Source organism: Kitasatospora sp. NPDC088134 (assembly GCF_044741705.1).
Lineage (GTDB): Bacteria > Actinomycetota > Actinomycetes > Streptomycetales > Streptomycetaceae > Kitasatospora.
The window spans coordinates 1-21708 of the sequence record NZ_JBIUTD010000047.1 but is presented as its reverse complement, the minus strand read 5'-3'; the positions used below and the strand labels follow the sequence as shown (position 1 = coordinate 21708).

At 76.6% G+C, this 21708-nt stretch carries 14 protein-coding genes and 1 pseudogene; 7 read left to right on the top strand and 8 right to left on the bottom strand.

Annotation, left to right across the window (positions count from 1 at the left end; all coding sequences use genetic code 11):
• A partial coding sequence (locus tag ACIOHG_RS37180) for a tetratricopeptide repeat protein (RefSeq protein ID WP_400957972.1) occupies window positions 1-1188 on the top strand: 1188 nt, incomplete at its 5' end.
• A 220-nt stretch (window positions 1189-1408) separates the two neighbouring features.
• Here ACIOHG_RS37180 and ACIOHG_RS37175 read toward each other — a convergent pair.
• On the bottom strand, window positions 1409-2587 hold the full coding sequence (locus ACIOHG_RS37175) for an FAD-dependent oxidoreductase (protein WP_400957970.1): 1179 nt from the start codon (window positions 2585-2587) through the stop codon (window positions 1409-1411).
• Between the two features lie 142 nt (window positions 2588-2729).
• Window positions 2730-3458, bottom strand: coding sequence for a class I SAM-dependent methyltransferase (locus ACIOHG_RS37170; protein WP_400957968.1), 729 nt, complete (start codon window positions 3456-3458; stop codon window positions 2730-2732).
• Between the two features lie 211 nt (window positions 3459-3669).
• Between ACIOHG_RS37170 and ACIOHG_RS37165 the strand changes: the two genes are divergently transcribed.
• The 3 genes and pseudogenes from ACIOHG_RS37165 to ACIOHG_RS37155 form a co-directional block, all read left to right on the top strand.
• Window positions 3670-4401 carry an ATP-binding cassette domain-containing protein gene (locus tag ACIOHG_RS37165; RefSeq protein ID WP_400957966.1) on the top strand — a complete coding sequence of 244 codons (732 nt, stop codon included), beginning with the start codon at window positions 3670-3672 and terminating at the stop codon, window positions 4399-4401.
• Window positions 4392-6098 (top strand): DUF6297 family protein, encoded by a 1707-nt coding sequence (locus ACIOHG_RS37160; RefSeq protein ID WP_400957964.1) that lies wholly within the window; start codon window positions 4392-4394, stop codon window positions 6096-6098. The genes ACIOHG_RS37165 and ACIOHG_RS37160 overlap by 10 nt, the downstream gene beginning before the upstream one ends.
• A 75-nt stretch (window positions 6099-6173) precedes the next feature.
• Window positions 6174-6278 (top strand): annotated as a pseudogene (locus ACIOHG_RS37155) (VOC family protein); the annotation flags it as partial.
• 50 nt (window positions 6279-6328) lie between these two features.
• On the opposite strand, the gene ACIOHG_RS37150 reads toward ACIOHG_RS37155, so the two are convergent.
• Window positions 6329-9544 (bottom strand): putative bifunctional diguanylate cyclase/phosphodiesterase, encoded by a 3216-nt coding sequence (locus ACIOHG_RS37150; RefSeq protein WP_400957962.1) that lies wholly within the window; start codon window positions 9542-9544, stop codon window positions 6329-6331.
• 144 nt (window positions 9545-9688) lie between these two features.
• On the opposite strand from ACIOHG_RS37150, the gene ACIOHG_RS37145 reads away from it, so the two are divergent.
• Window positions 9689-13099: an amino acid adenylation domain-containing protein gene (locus tag ACIOHG_RS37145; protein ID WP_400957960.1), complete on the top strand. Its 3411-nt coding sequence runs from the start codon at window positions 9689-9691 to the stop codon at window positions 13097-13099.
• Entirely contained in the window at window positions 13096-13890 is a 795-nt protein-coding gene (locus tag ACIOHG_RS37140) for a leucyl/phenylalanyl-tRNA--protein transferase (RefSeq protein WP_400957958.1), read from the top strand. Before ACIOHG_RS37145 ends, ACIOHG_RS37140 begins: the two co-directional genes overlap by 4 nt.
• A gap of 61 nt (window positions 13891-13951) precedes the next feature.
• Here the strand turns inward: ACIOHG_RS37140 and ACIOHG_RS37135 are convergent, their stop codons facing one another.
• Window positions 13952-14692 carry a TetR/AcrR family transcriptional regulator gene (locus tag ACIOHG_RS37135; protein ID WP_400957975.1) on the bottom strand — a complete coding sequence of 247 codons (741 nt, stop codon included), beginning with the start codon at window positions 14690-14692 and terminating at the stop codon, window positions 13952-13954.
• A 209-nt stretch (window positions 14693-14901) separates the two neighbouring features.
• Between ACIOHG_RS37135 and ACIOHG_RS37130 the strand changes: the two genes are divergently transcribed.
• Window positions 14902-16356 carry an MFS transporter gene (locus tag ACIOHG_RS37130; RefSeq protein WP_400957956.1) on the top strand — a complete coding sequence of 485 codons (1455 nt, stop codon included), beginning with the start codon at window positions 14902-14904 and terminating at the stop codon, window positions 16354-16356.
• 76 nt (window positions 16357-16432) lie between these two features.
• On the opposite strand, the gene ACIOHG_RS37125 is transcribed toward ACIOHG_RS37130, so the two are convergent.
• The 4 genes from ACIOHG_RS37125 to ACIOHG_RS37110 all read right to left on the bottom strand — a co-directional run bounded on the left by ACIOHG_RS37125 (window position 16433) and on the right by ACIOHG_RS37110 (window position 21562).
• Window positions 16433-17296: a hypothetical protein gene (locus ACIOHG_RS37125; protein ID WP_400957954.1), complete on the bottom strand. Its 864-nt coding sequence runs from the start codon at window positions 17294-17296 to the stop codon at window positions 16433-16435.
• A 73-nt stretch (window positions 17297-17369) separates the two neighbouring features.
• On the bottom strand, window positions 17370-17807 hold the full coding sequence (locus ACIOHG_RS37120; protein WP_400957952.1) for a globin domain-containing protein: 438 nt from the start codon (window positions 17805-17807) through the stop codon (window positions 17370-17372).
• Entirely contained in the window at window positions 17804-20653 is a 2850-nt protein-coding gene (locus tag ACIOHG_RS37115; protein WP_400957950.1) for a LuxR C-terminal-related transcriptional regulator, read from the bottom strand. Before ACIOHG_RS37115 ends, ACIOHG_RS37120 begins: the two co-directional genes overlap by 4 nt.
• A 285-nt stretch (window positions 20654-20938) precedes the next feature.
• Window positions 20939-21562 (bottom strand): GntR family transcriptional regulator, encoded by a 624-nt coding sequence (locus ACIOHG_RS37110; RefSeq protein WP_365614988.1) that lies wholly within the window; start codon window positions 21560-21562, stop codon window positions 20939-20941.
• Window positions 21563-21708 lie beyond the last annotated feature (146 nt).

The following is a 21708-nucleotide window of genomic DNA, read 5'->3' as shown; positions in this document are numbered from 1 at the left end:
TTGGAGGCCCTCGCCGACGCCAGCCTCGTCCGCGAGGACCCCGACACCGGACGCTGGCGCATGCACGACCTCGTCCGCGCCTACGCCACCGAACAGGCCGCCCGCCACCCCCACAGCGCCACCGCCCTCACCCGCCTCCACCGGCACTACATCCGCACCGCCCGGGCCGCCAACACCCACCTCAACCTTGCCAGCAGCGGTGACCGGGAACACTTCCCCGACCGGAGCACGGCGCTCGCCTGGCTCGACGCGGAGCGCGCCAACCTCCTCGCCACCGTCCACCAGGCACACGCCCTCGGCCACCACGGGACCACCATGGAACTGGCCTCCCTGCTCGGAAACTACCTGCGCTCCCGCCGGTACCTGCAGGACGACCTGGACACCGCAACCCTCGCCCACGACGCCGCCATGTCCTTCGGCGACCGCCCCAGCGAAGGTGTCGCCTGGAACAACCTCGGCACCGCGCTCCAGGAACTGCGCCGCTTCGATCAAGCCCTCGACGCCCACCAGCACGCCCTCGACATCTGCCGCGACCTCGGCGACCGCCACGGCGAGGGCATCGCCTGGAACAACCTCGGCGCCGCCCTCCAGGAGGTGCAACGTTTCGGCGCAGCGCTCGACGCCCACCAGCACGCCCTCGACATCCACCGCGACCTCGGCGACCGCCACGGCGAAGGCACGGCGTGGAACAACCTCGGCACCGCCCTCCAGGAACTGCGCCACTACGACGAAGCCCTCCAGGCCCACCAACACGCCCTCGACATCCACCACAGCCTCGGCGACCGCCACCACGAAGGCCGGGCCTGGAACAACCTCGGTATCGCCCTCCAGGAACTGGGCCGCTACGACGAAGCCCTCCAGGCCCACCAACACGCCCTCGACATCCACCACAGCCTCGGCGACCGCCACCACGAAGGCCGGGCCTGGAACAACCTGGGCACCGCGTGGCGAGGCACCGGAGCGTACGAGCAGGCCGTGGAAGCCGGTGAGCAAGCAGTGGCCGTCTTCCGCGAGCTGAACGACGCCTACCGCGAGGGCCAGGCACTCGACGAACTCTCCGACACTCTCCGGGCCGCCGGACACCCCGCCGACAGGGTCCGGGCCACCCGCGAAGCCTCCGCAACCGCCTACCGAGCGGCCGGGGCCGACACCGAAGCGGAAGAAGTGCTGGCGAAGGAGGACGGATAGCCGACCGGCGCGAGGGCGACGGTCGCAGGTCGCCGTGTTCTGTGGCGGTCGACCGGCTCGGGCGTTCCCAGGGGCGATGGCTCAAGTTTCGTCGTCCGCCGGTCGCGCCGACAGGTCCGCGCCCTGTCGCCGAGGTGCCTGGCGGGCCTGCGGTCGGGGGCCTCCCGGCCGTCGGGGCAAGGGAGTTGGCACCAGCCGGCGGGGCCGCTCGGGGCCCGGGTCAGAGCGGGGTCTCCCAGTCGAGCAGGCGGAGCAGGGCCTCGTCGGGGTGGGTCGGGGGGCGTTGGGAGTCCCGGGGCGGTGAGGTGGTGGCGGTGGGCGGGGCGCCGGTCGGGGGGCGGCCGGCGGTGAGGCGGGCGCTGGCGGCCATGTTCTGTTCGGTGCGGGGGCGGCGGTGGTGTTCGTAGCGGGCGAGGGCGTCCTCGGTGGCGGGGGTGTCCCGCAGGGCCTTGGCGAGGACGAGGGCGTCCTCCAGGGCCATCGAGGCGCCCTGGCCGGTGGCCGGGGAGGCGGCGTGCGCGGCATCGCCGACCAGGATCGCGCGGCGGGTCCGCCAGCGGGTGCCGGCCCGCAGGTGGAGGGCGTTGGTGACCAGCAGGTCGTCGCCGGTGCCGGCGACGATGTCGGCGCAGGGGGTGCGGTCGGGGCGCAGCAGGGCGGTGAGGCGGGCGCGCCACTGGGCCGGGGTGGTGCGGGCGCGTTCCTCGGCGGTGACGGGCGGGCCGGGGACGCGGGCGAACCAGTAGGTGTGGCCCTCGGGCGAGACCAGGTGGCCGAAGGCGGCTTCGCTGCCGCGGACCATGGTGATCAGCGCGGGTGCGGCGCCGGGCGGCGGGGCGGCGGTGCTGTAGCCGTAGAAGACCCGCTGGCCGGCGTAGTCGGGGGCGGGGGCGTCGGGGTCGAGCCAGGTCCGGACGGTGGAGTGCAGGCCGTCGGCGCCGACCAGGAGGTCGCCGGTGGCGGTGCTGCCGTCGGCGAAGTGGGCGGTGACGGCGTCGTCGGTCTCGGTGACGGTGGTGAGCCGGGCGGCGTGCCGGAGGGTGATGCCGCGTCGGGCGGTCTCGGTGCGCAGGACGGTGGCGAGTTCGGCGCGGCGCAGGCAGCGGTAGCGGGTGAGCGGGTGGTCGGCCTCGCCGAGGGGGACGGCGGCGAGTTCCGTCCCGGCCTCGTCGAGGACGTTCATCCGGGTGACGTCGAAGCCCGCCTCGGCGACGGCGGCCGCGGCGTCGAAGCCGGCGAGGGCGCGCATGCCGTTGCTGGCCAGGGTCATGAACGCGCCGATGTCCTCGCCGGTCTCGGGGTGCGCCTCGTGGACGACCGGCTCGTGGCCGGCCTTGTGCAGTGCCAGGGCGGCGGCCGTCCCGGCGATTCCTCCGCCGACCACCACGATCCGTGCCATCGGCCGTCCCCTTGTCGTGTCCGCGCTGTCATCGACGGTTCCATCCTGGCAGAACCGTCCGCCGGGGCGGGGGCGGAGCGCCGGAACGCGTCGGGCGTTCGCTCCCGGATCTGCCGTTTCGGGGAGGGTGGTTGACGGTGCGTCAGATTTTTCGCATCCGGTAGCCGCAGGTGCGGTAGGGCATTTCGACGCTGTCGCGGCCGGCCAGGGCCGGGTGGGTGGCGGTCAGGTCGGTGATCTCCCGTTCCAGGCGGGCGCGTTCGGTGGGGGTGGCGGTGAGGTAGCGGGAGCGGGAGCGGACCAGGTCGACGAGCCGGCCGGTGGGGACGGTGACGGTGTGCTCGGTCAGGTCGCGTTCGGGGGCGGTGAACCAGGGTGCCACCGGCCCGTACTGCCAGGCGTCCTCCAGGCCGTACCCCTCGCTGCCGACGACGGCGGAGAGCGCGGCGACCCAGGGGGTGCGGTCGTCGCGGACGTTCCAGAGCGCGGCGAGGACGCCGCCCTCGCGCAGCACCCGGTGGATCTGCGGGAGGGCGTCCTGCGGGGTGAACCAGTGGTAGGCCTGCCCGACCACGACGGCGTCGACGGACCCGTCGGGCAGCGGGATGTCCTCGGCGCTGCCGGCCAGCACCCGGGTGCCGGGGTGGCGTTCGGCGGCCACCGCGCGCATCTGCCCGTCGGGTTCGACGGCGACCACCCGGTGTCCGGTGGCGCGCAGGGCGCCGGTCAGCAGGCCGGTGCCCGCTCCCAGGTCCAGGACGCGCACCGGGTCGGGGCCGAGGGCGCGGGTGATCGCCGCCGCCGGGTAGCCGGGTCGGATCGAGTCGTACAGGCGGGCGGCGGAGCCGAAGGACAGCGCGGGGGTCGACATGCCCGGCAACCTACCCGGGCGGGGGCCGGCGACACCGGCCCGCCCCCGGGGCCGCCTCGCGCTCGGCCGGCTTGGCATCCTTGTCCACGAGACGGGTCCGAGACGATCGCCGCACTGCGCGCCCGGCGGCGGTCACGGACCGGCCCACGACCACCGCACCGAAGCACCGAGCCGAAGCACCGCACCGAACCACCGCACCGGGGGAACGCACATGGGGAAAGACCGCCACCGCACACCACCGCCCGGGGCCGGACCGGCCGTGCTGACCGCCGAGGACGTCGAAGTGGGCGTGGGCGGGCGGCAGTTGCTCACCCTGTCGGCGCTGGAGCTCCCGGCGGGCGGCTGCCTGGGGCTGGTCGGTGCGAACGGCTCCGGGAAGTCGACCCTGTTGAGGACGCTGGCCGGGCGCCACCGCCCGGACCGGGGCACCGTGCTGCTGGACGGTCGGCCGGTGCGGGAGCACGAGCTCGAATTCCGGCAGCGGGTGGGCGTGTTCCTCGACGACACCGACTGCTTCCCGGACCTCACCGTGGCCGAGCACCTGCGGATGGTCGCCGCCGCGCACGGGGCGGGTCCGGACGCGGCGGCCCGCTGCGACCGGCTGCTGGCCGCGCTGGGCCTGCGCCACCGGGCGGACGCCTTTCCCGACACCCTCTCCGCCGGGCAGCGCCAACTCCTGCTGCTGGGCGCGGTCCTGGTCCGCCCGGCCCGGCTGCTGCTGCTCGACGAGCCCGAGCAGCGGCTCGACACCGGCGCCCGCGCGCGGCTGGCCGAGGCCCTGCTGCGCTGCCGGGCCGAGGGCATGGCGATCGTCATGGCCGTTCACGACGAGGAGTTGCTCGGCCGGGTCGCCGACCGGGTGATGGTGCTGGCCGGCGGGCGGGTGGTCGACCACGGCGCGACCGCCGAGGTACTGGAACGGGGGGCCACGCCGTGGCGCTGACGACCCGTCGGAGTCTGTCGGACGCCCCGGCGTCAGCCGGCGCGGCGGCCCGGGACGCGGTCGAGGAGGCCCGCCGGCTCCGGGCCCGCCGGGCGGCCGCGGCCGCGGGCGGCCGTTCGCTGCGGGTGTGGACGGGGCTGGTCGCAGTGGCGGCGGCGCTGGCGCTGCTGGCCGGGGCGGTGGACACGCTGTCCGCGCTGGCCGGCTCGGTGCCGGCGCCCGGCGGCGGGCGGCCGCCGGGGCTGCCGGGGCTGCTGGTCGGTCTCGGCACGCTGGGCACGGCCGGGCTGCTGCGGCTGTCGCTCTGGCTCGGCCCGGTGGTGCTGCCGGCCCCGGACCTGGGCTGGCTGCTGCCGCTGCCGGTGGACCGCCGCCGGCTGCTGCGTCCCGCGCTGCGGGGGGCGCTGGCCGCCACCGGGGCGGGCGGGGCGGTGCTGGGCGCGCTGGGCGGAGCGGTGGCTGCGGCGGGCGGGCGGCCCGGTCCGGCCGGGATCGCGCTCGCCACGGCGATCGGCCTGGTGACGGCCTGGGCGGCCACGGCCGTCGGTGTGCTCGCCGAGGGATCGCCGCGCTGGGCCCGGGCCGTCCGGGTCGGGTCGGCCGTCCTCACCCTGGCGGGCTCGGCGCAGCTGGTGGCGGTCGGGGCGGGGGGCGGCCGGGTGGCCACCGCCGTACTGGCGGTCTCCGGGCCGTGGGGCTGGGCGGGTTGGGCGCTCGGCGGGACGGCGAGCGGCTTCGGCCCGGGCCGGTGGGCGGCGGCGGCCGGGCTGCTGGCGGTCGCCGGGTGCGCCCTGGTCGCCGCGGACCGCTCGCTGGCCGTGCTGTCGACCGCCGACCTGGCGGTCCGCTCCCGGGCGGCGGGGCGGGCCCGGGCGGGGTTGCTGCTGCTGGACTTCCGACAGGTCGCGCTGGTTGCGCAGGCCGCCGCCCGGGCCCGGCGGTCCGGTTCGGGACGGCTGCGGCTGCGGCTGCGGCTGCGGCTGCCGGTACCCGGGAACCGGCTGCTGGTGCTGTGCTGGCGGGACGCGACCGCGCTGCTGCGCCGCCCGGGGCGGGTGGCGGCCGCGGCGGGGTGGGCCTTCGGCTCGGTCCTGCTGCTGCACGCGGCCCGGCTCTGGGCGGCGCACGCGCACCCGGCGCCGGCGGCCGCCGCCTGGCTCGGCTGCCTGCTGAGCCTCGGCCCGTACCTGGCGGCCTCCGCCCTGGTGGAGCCGGCCCGCGAGGAGACCGACCGGCCGACCCGCACGGGACTGCTGCCGTTCGCCCCCGCGACGGTCGCCCGCTCGCACCTGCTGGTGCCGGCGGTGCTGCTGGCCGTGCTGGGCGCGACCGCGGCGGGCGCCGCCGCCCTGCTGCTCCCCGTCCCCTCCCCCGTCCGGTCGGCCGCCCTGCTCCAGTTCACGGCGGGCGCCCCGGCCCTGGTCGGCGCGGCCCTGCTGGCCGCCTACCGGGGCCCCCTCCGCTACGAACTGATGTCCGTCAGCGCGGACTGGTACGGCGCCCTCCCCTTCGTCCTCTGGTACGGCGCCCCGGCCCTGACCGCCTTCGCGGTCACCGCCCCGTTCCTCTGGCACGCCGCCACCGCCCCGGCCCTCACCACCCCGGCCCTCGTACAGTTCGCCCTCACCGCCCTCCTCGCCACCGCCCTCGCCACCTGGCGCCTCGCCCGCCCGGCCCCCGACCCGGGCGGAACCTGACGCCGCAGACCCGGCCCTGACGGGACGAAGGGTCAGGCCGGGCGGGTGCGAGCCCGGTCGTAGAGGTGGGGGGCGTTGGCGACCGCAGGGGCGCGGCCGGTGGACGTGGGCCAGGGCGACGGGGTGCCGTGGACGGTGCTGGCGGACCCGGAGGGCAACGAGTTCTGCCTGCTCTCCCCCGCCCGAGCGGCCGCCCCGCCTGAGCGGCCGCCCCTGCGGGGCCCGGGCCGTCAGGGGGCCGGGCGCGACCGGTCCCCGAACGGGTCGGGCTCGCGGGCCAGCGCGCGGGCCCGGTCGGCGGTCATCGGGCGGCCGAACAGGTAGCCCTGGCCGAGCGGGCAGCCCATGGCGGCGAGCAGGTCGCGCTGGACGGCGGTCTCGATGCCCTCGGCGATGACGGTCACGCCGAGGGTGTCGGCGATCCTGACGATGCCCTCGACGAGGGCGTGCTGCTGCGGGACGCTGCCGAGCCCGTCGATGAAGGTCTTGTCGATCTTCAGGGTGGTGATCGGGAACTCCCGTAGGTAGGAGAGCGAGGAGTAGCCGGTGCCGAAGTCGTCGATCGCGATGCCGACGCCGAGGGCGGTGAGCGCCTCCATGTCGGCGAGGGTCCGGTGGTCGCGCCGCATCAGCACGGACTCGGTGAGTTCCAGGACCAGCGCGGTCGGTTCGATCCGCCCGCCGTCCAGCGCCTCGCGGACGGTGGCGAGGAAGTCGGCGTCGCGGAACTGCCGGGCCGAGACGTTGACGTTGACCCGCAGCGGCCGGTCCGGGCGGGCGGCGGCGTCCTCGGGCCGCCACCGCCCGGCCTCGTGGACGGCCTGTTCGAGGATCCAGCCGCCGAGTTGGACGATCTGGCCGCTCTCCTCGGCGATCGGGATGAAGTCGTCGGGCAGGATGGTGCCGTGCCGCGCGTGCGGCCAGCGGATCAGCGCCTCGAACCCGGCCAGCACGTCGTCCTGGAGGTCGACGATGGGCTGGTAGTGCAGCCGGAACGCGGACTCGGTGAGCGCGTCGTCGAGGTTCTCGTAGAGCTCGTGCCGCCGCAGCAGCCGGGCCTGGAGCGCGGGCCGGTAGTGCCGGCGCTGCCGCCGGCCGGCGTCCTTGGCCGCGTACAGCGCGAGGTCGGCGTGGGCGAGCAGTTCGGTGATGTCGGAGCTGTCCTCGGTGGTGGCCGCCCCGATGCTGGCCGAGACCCGGGCGGCGCCGGTGCCGAGCTCGAACGGCTCGGCGAAGAGGGCGAGCAGGCTGTCGGCGACGGCGTCGACGTCGGCGGGGGCGAGCGCGTTCTCGACCAGCACGGCGAACTCGTCGCCGCCGAGCCGGGCCGCGGTGTCGGAGCTGCGCAGGGCGCCGGAGAGGCGGTGGGCCACCGCGAGCAGCAGTTCGTCGCCGACGGCGTGGCCCCGGGTGTCGTTCACGGCCTTGAAGTCGTCGAGGTCGACGAACAGGACGCCGGTGACGGTGCCGGTGCGCTCGGCCCGGTCCAGGGCATGGGTGGCCCGGTCCTGGAACAGGACGCGGTTGGCGAGGCCGGTCAGCGGGTCGTGGAAGGCCAGGTGGGTGAGTTCGCGCTCCATCGCGCGCTGCTCGGTGACGTCGCGCAGGGTGAGCACCAGCCCTTCCACGGTCGGGTCGGCGCGCAGGTCCTCGAACCGGACCTCGGCCTCGATCAGGGTCCGGTCGCGGCGCACCAGGCGCCAGTGCTCGCGGGGCCGGGCGCGGTCGGCGGCGGGACGGCCGGAGCTGCCGGGGCCGGAGGGGTTGCCGGGACCGGAGCGGTCGGCGGGACCGGGCGTCGGGTCCGCTTCGCGCATCCGGGCCAGGGCGCGGGCGATCCCGGGGCCGTCCTCGGGCGGCACCAGGTCGGTCAGGGCGGTGCCGCCGAGCCGGGCGTGGCCGAGCACCCGGCTGGCGGAGGTGGAGGCGTAGCGGACGGTGTCGTCCTCGTCGAGGATCAGGATGACGTCGCTGGCGTTCTGCACCAGGGTGCGGAAGTAGAGCTCGCTGTTGCGGTGGTTGATCTCCTGGCTGAGCATGGCGCGTTCGACGGCGAGCGCGGCCTGGGCCGCGAGCATCTCCAGCGATCCGCGCAGGTCGGTGAGCTCCTGCTCGGTGCCGGTGGCGGCCAGGACGCCGAGCAGCGGGTCGCCGGAGGGCCGCTCGGCGAGGGTGAGCGGGCAGAGCAGGACGTGCGGCATGTCGTGCCGGAGGGCCGCCGGGGTCTGCCGCAGGTCGTCGGCGGACAGCAGCAGCGTGGTGTGCGGCGAGGCGAGGTCGAGCAGCGCCCCGGCCTCGGCGGTGACGGCTGGCGCGCCGGGGCCCGTGGTGGGGCCGGTGGGCCGGGAGTGCGGGGTCCGGGCGACGGCGAGCCGGACGAGGTGGCCGGGGCGGGCGGGCATCAGCGCGGCGGCTGCGGCCTCGACGCCGGCGGCGATCTCGGCGACGGTGACGGCGGCGGTCAGCCGCGAGCCGGCCTCGCGCAGCGTGCGCTCCCGTTCGGCGACCCGCCGGTAGGCGGCCACCACGACGGCGAGCCGGGCCAGCACCAGCAGGTAGAGGACGGCGGAGAAGGCGCCGATCACGCCGGTGTTGGCGGTGTTCCCGGCCAGCCACTCGGCCAGCAGGATGGCGGGGGCGATCAGCGCGGCGGCGGTGAGCAGCAGCAGGCGTCCGGGGCCGAGGCCGGGTTGCTGGGCCGGCAGCGGCTTGGTGAGTTCGACCATCGAGGGGTGCAGCGCGGCCGCTCCCCACGCGGTGTAGAGCACGGCCCAGCCGAGGTCGACGGGTGTGCCGATGTGCCAGTCGCCGTGCAGCTGGATCAGCCCGTACGCGGTGTCGGAGAGCAGGATGCCGAGGGTGCCGACGGTCAGCAGCTGCAGGGAGCGGCTGGCGCCGCCGCTGGGGGTGAGCAGCCGCAGCAGCAGGGCGAGGACGACGATGTCGCCGAGCGGGTAGGCGATGGAGACCGCCTTGGAGAACCAGTCGAGGTCGGGGTTGCGGGCGTAGGGCAGGATCAGGTAGATCCAGCCGAGCAGCGCCAGGCTGATCGTCAGGACGAGGGCGTCGAGCAGTCCGGCCCAGTCCTGTCTGGCCTTGCGGCGGCGGATGAAGAGCAGCGCGCCGGCCGCGTAGAGCACGAACTCGGCGAGGTAGAAGACGTCCGCGACGGACGGGAACGGGTTGTCCAGGTGCAGGAACTGGGTCTGGACGACCTGGGTGACCTCGCCCGCGGTGAAGCTGGCGTTGGCCAGCGCGAGCAGGTACCAGGGCAGGGCGTGCGCGGGGCGGTTGAGGCGGACGCCGGTGACGACGGCGGCGGCTCCGCTCAGGCCGATGGCGGTCCACCAGACCAGCCGCTGGTCGGGGTTGGCGTAGTAGATGCCGGTGAGCAGCACCATCCATAACAGGTAGCAGGCCATGAGGAGCCGGCGGCGGGGTGTCATGGGGGCCACCTCCTGCGGGGCGGGTCGTGGACCGGCTGCTGGCGGACCGACGGCTGGCGGGCGCCTCTGTCCACCATGGGTGCATATAGTCGAACAGCACAATTTCGTGCGCCCCTCCGTCTCCCGCGCAAGCGAGGTCAGGCCGTGGTGGAACGAGCAGGCGGTACGGCCGGCGGTGCTTCTCCCCCGCCGGACCGGGAGCGTTGGCAGGTGGTCCGGGACGGCGCGGGGCGGTACGCGGTGCGGCCGGCGGGGGCGCCCCCGGTGGCCGGGTGGGAGCCGGTGGCCGGTCCGGGCGGGCGGGCGGAGTGCCGGGAGTTCGTGGCCCGGCACTGGCGGCCGGCCGAGCTGGGCCTGGGCGGGCGGACGGCGGGTCCGCGGCCCGGTCCGGGCGGGGCGGTGCCGGTGCACGAGACGGTCCGGGCCCGGGCCGCGCGGGCCCCGGGGGCACTCGCCGTGCTGGGCGAGGAGGGCGCCCTGTCGTACGGGGAGCTGGTGGCGCGCGCCGGACGGCTGGCGGGGGCGCTGCGGGCGGCAGGGGTCCGGCGGGGCGATCCGGTCGCGGTCCGGCTGCCCCGCGACACCGCTCTGGTGGTGGCCTGGCTGGCCGTGCTGGAGGCGGGCGGCGGGCTGCTGCCGGTGGACCCGGCCTGGCCCGCGGAGCGGCAGGCCGCGGTGGTGGAGCGGTGCGGGGCCGCGGTGGCGGTCGGCGGACCGGCGCTGCCGGGGGTGCGGGTGCTCGGCCCGGACGCGACGGCGGGCGCGGGGGCGGACACGGGGGCCGCCCGGGCGGTCCGGGTCGGGCCGGGCGATCTGGCGTACCTGATCCACACCTCGGGTTCCAGCGGGGTGCCGAAGTGCGTGGCGGTGGCGCACGGCGCGCTCGCGTTCACCCTGGGGCGGGTCGCCCGGGCCTACGGGCTGGGGCCGGGCGACCGGGTGCTGCAGCTGGGCGCGCTGGGTTTCGACACCGCGCTGGAGCAGGTCCTCGCGCCGCTCACCGCCGGGGCCGCGGTGGTGCTGGGCGGCGTCGACCCGTGGGCGCCGACAGAGCTGCTGGAGCGGATCGGCGGGCTGCGCCTGACCGTCGCCGACCTCACGCCCGCGTACTGGCACCAGCTGCTGGAGCTGCTGCCGCCCGGCGGTCCCGGCCGCGCGGGGCCGCGCCCCACCGGATCGGGCCTCGCGGGGCTGCGCCTGGTGGTGGTCGGCGGCGACGTGGTCCAGGTGGCCGACTGCCGGGCGTTCCTGGAGCGGCTGCCGGCGGTGCGGCTGCTGAACGCGTACGGGGTGAGCGAGGCGGCGATCACCTCCACGCTGTGCGAGGTGACGGCGGGGGTGCTGGACAGGGCCACCGCGTCGGCGCCCGCCCCGATCGGGCGGCCGCTGCCCGGGGTGCGGGTCCGCCTGCTGGACGGGCGGGCGGGGCCCGTCCCGCCGGGCGGACGGGGCGGGATCCACCTGGGCGGCCCCGGTCTGGCGCTCGGGTACTGGCGGGACGCCGCCGCGACGGCGGAGGCGTTCGGGCCGGACCCGTGGGCCGGTGCGCCGGGAGCCGGTGCGCCGGGAGCCCGGCTGTACCGGACCGGCGATGCGGGGCGGCTGCGGCCGGACGGGGCGCTGGAGTTCCTCGGGCGGCTGGACGACCAGGTGCAGGTGGGCGGTTTCCGGGTCGACCCGGGCGAGGTGGAGGCGGTGCTGGCCGGGCATCCGGACGTCCGGCTGGCGAAGGTGCTCGCCGACCGGACCGCGCCCGACGGCAGTGCCGCGCTGACGGCGTACTACACCGCGGCCGACCCCGAGGCGGCGCGGACGCCGGAGCGGATCGCGGCGGTCCGCGCGCACCTGGCCCGCTACCTGCCCGCGTTCATGGTGCCCGCGGCGTTCGTGCCGCTGGCCGCGATGCCGTTGACGGCGGCCGGGAAGATCGACCGGCGGGCGCTGCCGGACGAGGCCGCGCACAACGTCCCGGGCAGGGCGGCGGCCGGGGCTCCGACCAGGGCTCCGCACGACGTTCCGGGCGACGCGACAGGCCGGGCTCCGGGTGGGACTCCGGGTGACGCGACGGGCGGGGCCGCGGGTGAGGCGACGGAGGTGGTCGTCGGTCGGCTCTGGGCCGAGTTGCTCGGCGTGCAGCGGGTGGGGCCGGCGGACGACTTCTTCGCGCTGGGCGGGACGTCGCTGCTGGCCATGGAGATGCTGGCCCGGCTCCGGCTGCTGGTCGGCCTGGACGTCACGGCGGTCCGGGTGCTGACCCGCGCCCTGCTGGGCGATCCGACCCTGCGGGCGTTCGCCGCCGCGGTCCGGGCGGCCCGGGCGGGCGGTGGCCCGGCGGCCGGGGTGGTCGACTGGGAGGCCGAGTCCGCGCTGCGGCACCCGGTGCGCCGGGGCGGCGGGCGGGCGCCGGACCGGGCCGATCCGGCCGAGGTGCTGCTCACCGGCGCGACCGGGTTCTGCGGCGTCCACCTGCTGGAGGCGCTGCTCGCCACCACCGGCGCGCGCGTCCACTGCCTGGTCCGGGCGGCCGACGGCGCGGCGGCGGCCCGGCGGCTGGAGGAGGCGCAGGTGCGGTTCCTGGGGCGGCGCCTCGACGACCCGCGGGTCGTCGCGCTGCCCGGGGACCTCGGCGAGCCACTGCTGGGTCTGGGGCGGGAGTGCTTCGACCGGCTGGCCGGCCGGTTGGACGCGATCCACCACCTGGGGGCCCGGGTCAACTTCCTCTACCCGTACCACCAGTTGCGACGGGTGAACGTGGACGGCACCGGGGAGGTGGTCCGGCTGGCGGGCCACCGGCGCGGCGTGCCCGTGCACTACGTGTCGACGCTGGCCGTGCTGGCCGGTTTCGGGCCCGCCGGGGTGGACCGGGTCGACGAGCGCACCCCGCTGGCCCACCCCGAGCACCTGGGGGTGGGCTACGTCGAGTCGAAGTGGGTCGCCGAGCGGCTGCTGCAGCGTGCGGCGGCCGAGGGGCTGCCGGTCACCGTGGTCCGCACCAACGACGTCACGGGCGGCCTGGCCGGCGGGGCGATGAACCCGGACACCGAACTCTGGGCGCTGCTGGCCTACTTCGCGGCGAGCGGGCACTACCCGGCGGTGGAGCTGCCACTGGACTTCGTGCCCGCCGACCGGTTCGCCCGGGCGGTCGCCCGGATCGCCGCGCACGCCCCGGCCCGCGGCGACGTCTACCACCTCGCCGCGCCGCGCCCGGCCTCGCTGCCGGAGCTGGCGGCCCGGATGCGGGCCGCCGGCCGGCCACTGGTCGAGGTCCCGTACCGGGAGTGGGTGCGCGAGCTGGTCGCCTTCGCCGCCGCGCGCCCGGCGCATCCGATCGCGCCGTACGTGCCGCTGTTCGTGGATCGCGCGCCGGGCACCGACCTGACGATCAGTGAGCTGTACTTCCGACCGGTCTTCCCCCGCTTCGACCGCTCCGGGGCGGCGGCCGCCCTGGCGGGCAGCGGCATCGTGCTGCCGGACGTCGACGCGGGGCTGCTGGACGGCTGCGTGGCCCGGCTCGGCCGGGCCGGCCTCCTGCCGCGCGGGACGGGGCCGTCGTGAGCAACTTCCACGGCGGCGCCGATGCCCCCTCCGACGACCTCTTCGACGGTCTCGACCTGGTGGGTGCGCCCGGGGACGGGCCGGTGGCGTTCGGCGGTGCCACGACCGGCGCGGTGCTGCTGGCAGCCGTCCGGCGCGGGCTGTTCCCGCTGCCGGGCGACGACCTCGCGGCGGCCTACCGGGAGGCGCGGTACGCCGCCGACGTGGCGTCGGGACGGATCGGGCTGCTGCCCGGGCCGGCCGGGGCCGATCCGTACGCCCTGGCCTGGTGGTGCCCCGATCCCCGGCCGGTGGTGGCCTCGGGCGCGGTGCACCTGTCGACCCGGCTGCGCCGGGGCCTGCGGGGCCGGGCGGACTGGTGCACCACGGCGGACCGGGCCTTCGCCGAGGTGGTGGCGGGCTGCGCGCGGGGACGGCGTCCGGTCTGGCTGACTCCGGAGCTGCGGGCGGCGCTGGTGGAGCTGCACCGGGCGGGTGCCGCGCACAGCGTGGAGGTGTGGGAGGGGGCGGCGCTGGTGGGCGGGGTGTTCGGGGTGGCGGTGGGCGGGGTGCTGAGCCTGGACTCGATGTTCCGGCTGCGGCCGGGGGCCGACCGGGTCGCGGTCGCCGACCTGGGCGCCCGGTTCGCCGCGGCCGGCGGCTGCCTGCTGGACCTGCAGTGGGACGGCGCTCACGTCCGGGCCCTGGGCGCCCGGCCGGTGGCGCGGCGGGACTACCTCGGCGCGCTGGGCGGGTCGGCCGCCGTCGCCCCGCTCGGCACGGGGCCGCTGCCGGTGGCGCGGCTGGCCTGAACCGGTGCCGCCCGTCGGCGCCCGCTCAGGCTTCGGCGCCCACTCGGGAGTCGGCGCCCGCTCAGGCTTCGGTGCCCGTTTGGGCGTCGGTGCCCGTTTGGGCGTCGGTGCCCGTTTGGGCGTCGGTGCCCGGTTGGGTGTCGGCGCCCGATTCGGACCGTTCGGACTGGAGGCGCAGGCCGGACAGGGTGAGGTCGAGTTCGGCGAGGAACTGCTCGCGGTCGTCGTGGCCGTCGAACACCTCGACGATGTGCTGCAGGAACGGGTAGCGCTCCGGGTCGAGGGCGCGCCAGTTGTCGGCGAAGCGGCCGAGGTACTCCTCGCGGTCGACGGCGCCCTCGACCACCGCCTCGGGGGGTTCCTGGCCGAGGTCGGCGACGTTGCTGACCACCACACCGACGATCGCCGACAGGGCGTGGAAGCGCTGACGCGGCGTCAGGTCGAGGCGGAGCAGCTGCTGGCCGAGGAGTTCGTACAGGCGCAGCGAGTTGCCCTCGGTCTCGATGTTGCCGAGGAAGCGGCCGCCGAGCCAGGGGCGGTCGGTCACGGCGTCGAACAGGGTGACGGCGAGGGCGCGCAGGTCGGCGATCGGGTCGTCGGTGTCGGGGCGGGCCTCGACGGTGGCCACCACGCCGCCGAGGACGTGGTCGATGGCGCGGTCGAGCAGGTCGTCCTTGCCGGAGACGTACCAGTAGATGCTGCCGACGCCGGTGCCGAGCCGGGCCGCGAGGGCGCGCAGGGTGAGTGCGGGTTCGCCGGCCTCGTCGAGGAGTTCGACGGCGGCGGTGAGGACGGCCTCCATGGAGTGCGAGGCGCGGCGGCGACCCCGGGCGGGGCGTTCGGCGGGGTGCGGTCGGGAGGCTGCCATGGGCCCATCCAATCACAGTTGCAGATTTATCGAACCTGGTTCTATCGTAGAACCGTGTTCGATACGGGGCGCCGCGCCGCGCCCGCACCCCCTCCGTCCTGCCTCGTGCTCGCCCTTGCCTCTGCCTCGAAAGGAGGCCCGTCATGACTGCCACCGTTGCCGCCCCCGCGGCCTCGCGCACCTATCCGTCGCTGCGCGCGGCCTGGATCCCGCTGGCCGCGCTCTGCCTGGCCTTCTTCGTCGAGATGGTGGACAACACCCTCCTCTCGATCGCCCTGCCCACCATCGGCCGCGACCTGGGCGGCGGCACCACCGCGCTGCAGTGGGTGACCGGCGCGTACTCGCTGACCTTCGGCGGCCTGCTGCTGACCGCCGGGTCGATGGCCGACCGGCTCGGGCGGCGGCGGGTGCTGCTGGCCGGGCTGGCGGTGTTCGGCCTGCTCAGCCTGGGCGTGGCCGCGGTGACCGAGTCGTGGCAGCTGATCGCGCTGCGGGCCGGCCTGGGCGTCGCCGCGGCGGCGATGGCGCCGATCACCAACTCGCTGGTGTTCCGGCTGTTCGACGACCAGGCGCTGCGGATGCGCGCGATGACCGTGATGATCGTGGTCGGCATGTCCGGCTTCGTGCTCGGCCCGCTGCTGGGCGGCACCGCGCTGGCCCACGTCCGCTGGCAGTGGCTGCTGCTGGTGAACGCCCCGATCGCGCTGGTCGCGGCGGTCGGCGTGCGGCTCGGCGTCCCCGCCGACCGGCCGGAGGACCTGACGAAGGACCGGCTGGACCTGCCCGGCGCGGTGCTGAGCGTGCTGGCCATCGGCCTCGCCTGCTACGCGCTGACCAGCGGCGTCGAGCACGGCTGGGCCTCCGCGGCCACCCTCGGCTCGGCGGCCGGGGCGCTGCTGGCGGGCGCGGTGTTCGTCCGGCACGAGCGCCGCAGCGCCTCCCCGATGCTGGACCTGCGGCTGTTCTCGCAGGGCACCGTCCGGGGCGCGGCGGTGGCGCAGATCGGCACCGCGATCGCCATGGCCGCCGTGATGTTCGGCCTGATCCTGCACTTCCAGTACGCCTACGGCTGGAGCCCGGTGCGGGCCGGGCTGGCGAACCTGCCGATCATCGTGACGATGCTCGCCGCCACCCCGCTGTCGGAGTGGCTGGCCGGGCGGTTCGGCCACCGGGTGGCCTGCCTGGTCGGCGCGCTCTGCCTGGCGGGGTCGCTGGCGGGCCTGGCCTGGGGCGTGGACCACGGGTACGCCGCGATCGCGGTCTGCATGGTGGTGATGACGATCGGCCTGCGCACCGTCATGACGATCTGCGCGATCGCGCTGGTCGAGGCGATGCCGGAGAACCGCACCTCGATGGGCACCGCGCTCAACGACACCGCGCAGGAGGTCGGCACCAGCGTCGGCACCGCCGTGGTCGGCACCATGATCGCCGCCCTGGTCACCACCCAGCTGCCCGCCGGGCGGTGGGACGCCGCCCTGATCGGCTCGTTCTTCCACGGCGAGCGGATCACCTACGCGGTGCTCGCCGTGATCGTCGGCCTGGTCACCGCCGCCGGCGCGCTCTCCCTCACGAACTCCCGCACCACCGAGGAGCACTGAGCCCCGCCCCGACACCGTTCCGGCCCCCGTCGCACCCCGCGGCGGGGGCCGCGCCCGTTGCCGGGGTGACGGCGGGTCAGTCCTGGAGGCCCTTCAGGACCGCGCCGGTGAGCGGAGTGAGGTGCCCGACCAGGTCGTTGAGGTCGGCGGTGCGGCCGTCGGACCACTGGGCCGTGCCGACCAGCGCCAACGGGCCATAGGAGGAGAGGGCCTGCACCGCACCGCTGCCGGCGGGCAGCGCGCGCAGGCCCGAGCCCTCGGGCGGCGCCTGGGGCACGAGCTGGGGGTTCGCCAGGTCGCGGGAGAGGCCGTTGATCAGGTCGAAGGCGTCGAGTTGCTCCCGCATGACGAACAGCCCGAGGTCGTACCGGTTGCCGGCGACGTCCTTGTAGAGCGCACGGGCGACGCCGATACAGCCGTGGCTCCGGGCGATCAGCCCCGCCAGGGTCGGCCCCGCTGTCTCCGGTCCGCTGCAGTCCTGCTCCACCGTGGTGGAGACCAGCATGTAGCCGTCGACCTGCCGCGGGAAGGCCGCACCGGTCAGGACCCCGATCGTCCGGGGCCCCGACAGGGCCTCCCCGGACGCGGACCGGGCAGCGGACGGCGACGCGGCGGCGCTGACTGCAGGGGCGGACGGGGTGGACAGGGCAGACGGGGAAGCGGGGACGGACGGCGACACGATCGGCGGGGGTGCGGCAGCGGTCGGGCCCTGGTCCTTGCCGTCGAGCGCCAGGTAGCCGGCCGAGCCGGCGGCCGCGACGAGGACGGCGGCGGCCAGCACGGGCCAGGTCCGCGAGCGGCGCCGGGCGGCGGGCCCGCCGGCTTCGGCGGCTTCGGCAGGGCCGGTCGGGGCGGGGACGGGGGCGGGCTTCGCGGTGCTCTTCTCGAACTCCCGGACGAACTCTTCCCACTGGGCGTCGTTGGACGCTTGTTCGGTCACAGCGGCACACCTTAGTGACCTCCGGCCGGGCGGGAAAGTCCGGATGCGACCGGTCTCCGGTCGGAGGCCGGGCTCAGCGGCGCGGGGTGGGACGGGGGTGGCTGTGGGCGGCTCCGAGCATCATGGCCTCGGCGGTCATGTCGTAGGCGAGGCGCCAGGCGGCGGCGGTCTCGGGGGTCCAGCCCTGCGGGCCGACGGCCTCGGCCAGGGCGGCGAGCAGTGCGGTGCGGACGTGGGCGTAGTGCTCGGCGCGGACCTGGTACTCGGCGTGGCGGGTGCCGAGGGCACCGGTGCGGTCGAGGAAGCCGGCGAAGTCGGGGATGGTCTGGACGATCGCGTCGAGCTCGTCCGCGAACTTCAGCCGCAGTCGGTCCTGGTCACCGGTGAACAGCGGCCGCACTTCCGGGTGTTCGGCGAACAGGCGGCGGTAGAAGGCGTCGGCGACCTCCGGCAGGCGGGGGCGCAGGACGGTCACGGAGGCGGTGACCAGGTCGATCTGCTCGGGCGTCATGGGCGCTCTCCTGCTCTGTGCGGGGCGTGCGGGGCCGGGGCGTGCGGGGCCGGGGCCTGCGGGGAAGGCGGCGTGGAGGGGGCGGGCGGGGCTTCGGCGGCGGACTCGCCGAGGGCGGCGGCGAGTTGGTTGCGGCCGGTGACGCCGAGCTTGCCGTAGATGTTCTGCAGGTGGTTGTCGACGGTGCGCACCGACAGGTGCAGCCCTTCGGCGATGGCCCGGCTGGCGGTGCCGGCCGCGGCGAGCCGGGCGATCTCGCGTTCGCGGGCGGTCAGCGGGGTGAGCGCGTCCACGGCGGCGGTGAGACCGGGGGTGGCGGCGCCCTCGCAGTCGGCGCGCAGCGCCTCGGCCCGGGCCAGGGCGTGCGCGGCGGGCCGGGACGCCCCGTCGCGGCGGTACCGTTCGGCGGCCGCGATCCAGGACTCGGCGGCCACCAGGTCCGCGCCGAGGTCGGTCAACGCCTGGGCGGCGTCGGCGAGTTCGGCGGCGCTGCCGCGGGCCAGCGCCCGCAGGTGGGCGAGCCGGGCGGTCGCGTAGGGGCCGTCGGGGTCGGGGCCGGGGCTGGTGCCGGCGTCCGGGAGCAGATCGTCGGTGCGGGTGAGCAGGGCGTGGGCCTCGGTGGCGGCGCCCAGGCGGGCGAGGTCGTGGCACAGGACGAGCGCGGTGGTGCGCTCCCCCGCCGCCAGGGCGCTCCCGGCGGCGGCGAGCAGCGCGGCGCGGGCCCGGTGCGGGCGTCCGGCGACGGTGTCGGCCCAGGCGAGGGCGCGGACGGTGTCGGGTCCGGCGGGGGTGGGTCCGGCCAGGGCGCGCAGCGCGGTCTCGGCGTCGGGGTCGGGACGGCCGAGGGCGGCGGCGGCCAGCACCAGTCCGGCCAGCGGACCGACGGTCGCGGCGGGGACGGCGAAGGAACGGGCCTGGGCGAGGGATTCGCGGAAGTGCAGGGCGGCGCTCTCGGCGCGGCCGCGGGCGAGCGCGATCCGGCCGAGCTGGAGCGGGAACCAGGAGGTCAGCGAGGTGACACCGTCGCGCAGGGCGAGCGCCTGACCCTCCAGGACGGCGGCCCGGGCGTCGGCGAAGGCGCCGAGTTCGAGCAGGGCGCCGGCCAGTTCGCTGAGGCGGCCGGCGGGGTGCGAGAGGCCGGTCCGCTCGGGGGCGGAGCGGTGCAGCTCGAAGACCGTCCGGCCGAGGACGGCGGCGGCCTCGATCCGGCCGCCGGCCAGCAGCACCCGGAACCGGGCGGCGGCGACCACCACCGCGCACCGGCTGGGGGCACCGTCCTGCTCGCCGCGGCCACCCGACGTACCGTCACCCGGCGTACCGTCGGCCGCCGATCCGTCAGCCGATCCGTCGGCCGATGCGGCGCCGGTCGGCGCGGGGTCGACGGTGGCGAGCAGGGCGGCGGCCTCTGTGGTCCGGCCGGCCAGGGAGACCAGCAGCGCCTCGAAGGCGGTGAGCGCGGTGCGCACGGGCGCGCCGCCGCGTTCGCGGGCCTGCCGGAGCCGGTCGCGGGCGGCGGCCAGGCCGGGCGAGCCGTAGAAGCAGTTCAGCGCCAGGGTGATCGCCAGCGCCTCCAGCTCCTCCTCGGGGACCCGGTCGAGGGCGTCGCCGAGCACCTCGGCGGCCTCGTCGGCGCGGCCGAGTTCGCCGAGTGCGATGCCGAGCAGGAGTTGGGCCCGGGGGTCGGGGCCGTGCCGGAGCGCGGCCCGGGCCAGGTCGTGCATCCGCTCGATGTCGTGGGCGTAGTGGGCGAGCCGGGCGGCGCGCAGCAGCAGTGCGGGGTCGGCGGTGCCGGTGGCGTCGAGCCGCCAGCCGGCCAGCCGGAGCGGGTCGCCGGTGCGGCGGGCGCCGTAGGACTCGGTGCGGGAGATCTGGTCGAGCAGCAGCGAGCGGGCGCGCAGCCGGGGGATGCCGGCGCGCAGGATGTCGGCGTGCACGGGGTGGGCGAGCCGGGCCTCCAGTCGGCAGCCGTCGGGGCGGACGGTGATCAGGCCGGTCTCCTCCAGGGCGGTGAGCAGGGGTTCGGTGGTGTGGGTGAGGAGTTCGTCGACGCCGAGGGGTTCGCACAGCGCGAGGCGCTCCAGGACGCCGCGCTGATCGTCCGTCAGTCCTTCGAGGCGTTCGCGGACCAGGTCGGCGACGCCGCCGCCGGCGCTGAGCCGGGCGGTGAGGCACCAGACGCCGTCGGTGTGGGCGAGGGCGCCGTCGGCGACGCCGTGCAGGACGAGTTCGCGCAGGTAGAGCAGGTTGCCGCGGCTGGCGGTCCAGAGCGCTTCGGCGGCGGGGGCGGCGACGGGGGCGCCGAGGGCGAGGTGCAGCAGGGTGTCGGCGGTGGGGCGTTCGAGTTCGGCGAGGTCGAGGCGCAGGGCGCGGCCGGAGCGCCACCAGCCGGCCAGCGTGTCGGGCAGCGGGGCGCGGTCCCGGACGGTGGCGACCAGCAGCACCTCGGGCTGGGCGCACAGGGCGGTGAGCAGGGCGAGGGAGGCGGGGTCGAGCAGGTGGAGGTCGTCGACGCCGAGGACGAAGCGGCGGCCGCCGGACTGTTCGACGGTGCGGCTGCGGACCAGGGCGAACAGTTCGCGCGGGTCGGTGGGCGTCCCGGCGTCCTGCGGGGGCAGCAGCGGGGCGAGGACGGACAGCGGGACGGCGGCGGCGCTGGTGCCGGCGGCGAGGTGGGCGGTGCGGTGGCCGCCGGAGCGGGCGAGGTCGAGGTACTCCTCGACCAGGCGGCTCTTGCCGGTGCCGGGGCGCCCGCAGACCAGGACGGCGCGGCAGCGCGGGTCGGCGGCGGCGTCGCCGACGCGTTCGAGTTCGGTGCGCCGCCCGATGAACGGCCATCGGACCGCCACTGTCCCCAGCATGTCCGCCCCCCGGACCTCGTGGTGCCGACCGACCCTCCGCCCGCACCGTGACCGTGCTCGGTGGCGGCCCGGGCCGACCCGGCCGCCGCGACCGGTCGCCGCGGCGTTCCGGCGGTCAGTGTGGCACAGCCGGGCGGGGTGGGGGCCGGGTCCCGTTCCGGGTGGTGGCAGGAGGCGTTCGGCCATTCCCGCACCCTACGGACGGGGCCGGGCCCGGGGGGCGGGGGGGGGGGTATCAGGCGCCCGGGCCCCGGGCGGGGGGGTGGGGCGGGATCAGGCGCGGGGCGCGCACCCGAGGACATGCCGCTTCACGAGCAGGCCGATGTCCGGATCCTGGGCACGGAAGGCCGCGACGAGGGCTTCGTGCTCCTCCGCGTAGGACTTCTGGACCGTCCCGAGCCAGCGGATGGACAGGGCCGTGAAGACCTCGATGCCCAGGCTCTCCCAGGTGTGCAGCAGCACGCTGTTCCCGGCGGCCCGCACCAGCTCCCGGTGGAAGCCCACGGTGTGGCGCACCTGCGCCGTGCCGTCCTCGCTGCGGTCGGCCTCCCACAGGGCCGCCACGTGCGGCTCCAGGGCCGTGCAGTCGGCCGCCAGGCGGGGCGCGGCCAGTTCGGCGGCGATCTGCTCCAGGCCGGCCCGGACCGGGTAGATCTCCTCCAGGTCGGCCGCGGAGAGGTTCCGCACGCGGACCCCCTTGTTCGGCGCCGACTCGATCAGCCGCAGGGTCTCCAGCTCGCGCAGGGCCTCCCGTACGGGCGTCTGGCTGACCTCCAGCTCGACGGCGATGCGCCGCTCCACGATCCGCTCGCCGGGCTTCCAGCGGCCGCTGACGATCCCCTCCACGATGTGCTCGCGGATCTGCTCGCGCAGCGAGTGCACGACGGGTGGGGTGATCATCGGCGGTTCATCTCCTGTGGGGGCGGCACGCAGGGGCTTGATGCGTAGACAATACGGCCGCCGTGGCCTGCTGCGTTGCGTTCCCCGTCAGGGACTGAGGGTGAGGCTCGTTACAACGACGGCGCCCCCGCCCGGACGAGTCC

Bases quoted from the DNA above. Each gene is read 5' to 3' on its own strand.
- ACIOHG_RS37175 (WP_400957970.1), bottom strand. From the start codon at position 2,587: ATGGCACGGATCGTGGTGGTCGGCGGAGGAATCGCCGGGACGGCCGCC.
- ACIOHG_RS37170 (WP_400957968.1), bottom strand. From the start codon at position 3,458: ATGTCGACCCCCGCGCTGTCCTTCGGCTCCGCCGCCCGCCTGTACGAC.
- ACIOHG_RS37165 (WP_400957966.1), top strand. From the start codon at position 3,670: ATGGGGAAAGACCGCCACCGCACACCACCGCCCGGGGCCGGACCGGCC.
- ACIOHG_RS37150 (WP_400957962.1), bottom strand. From the start codon at position 9,544: ATGACACCCCGCCGCCGGCTCCTCATGGCCTGCTACCTGTTATGGATG.
- ACIOHG_RS37135 (WP_400957975.1), bottom strand. From the start codon at position 14,692: ATGGAGGCCGTCCTCACCGCCGCCGTCGAACTCCTCGACGAGGCCGGC.
- ACIOHG_RS37130 (WP_400957956.1), top strand. From the start codon at position 14,902: ATGACTGCCACCGTTGCCGCCCCCGCGGCCTCGCGCACCTATCCGTCG.
- ACIOHG_RS37120 (WP_400957952.1), bottom strand. From the start codon at position 17,807: ATGACGCCCGAGCAGATCGACCTGGTCACCGCCTCCGTGACCGTCCTG.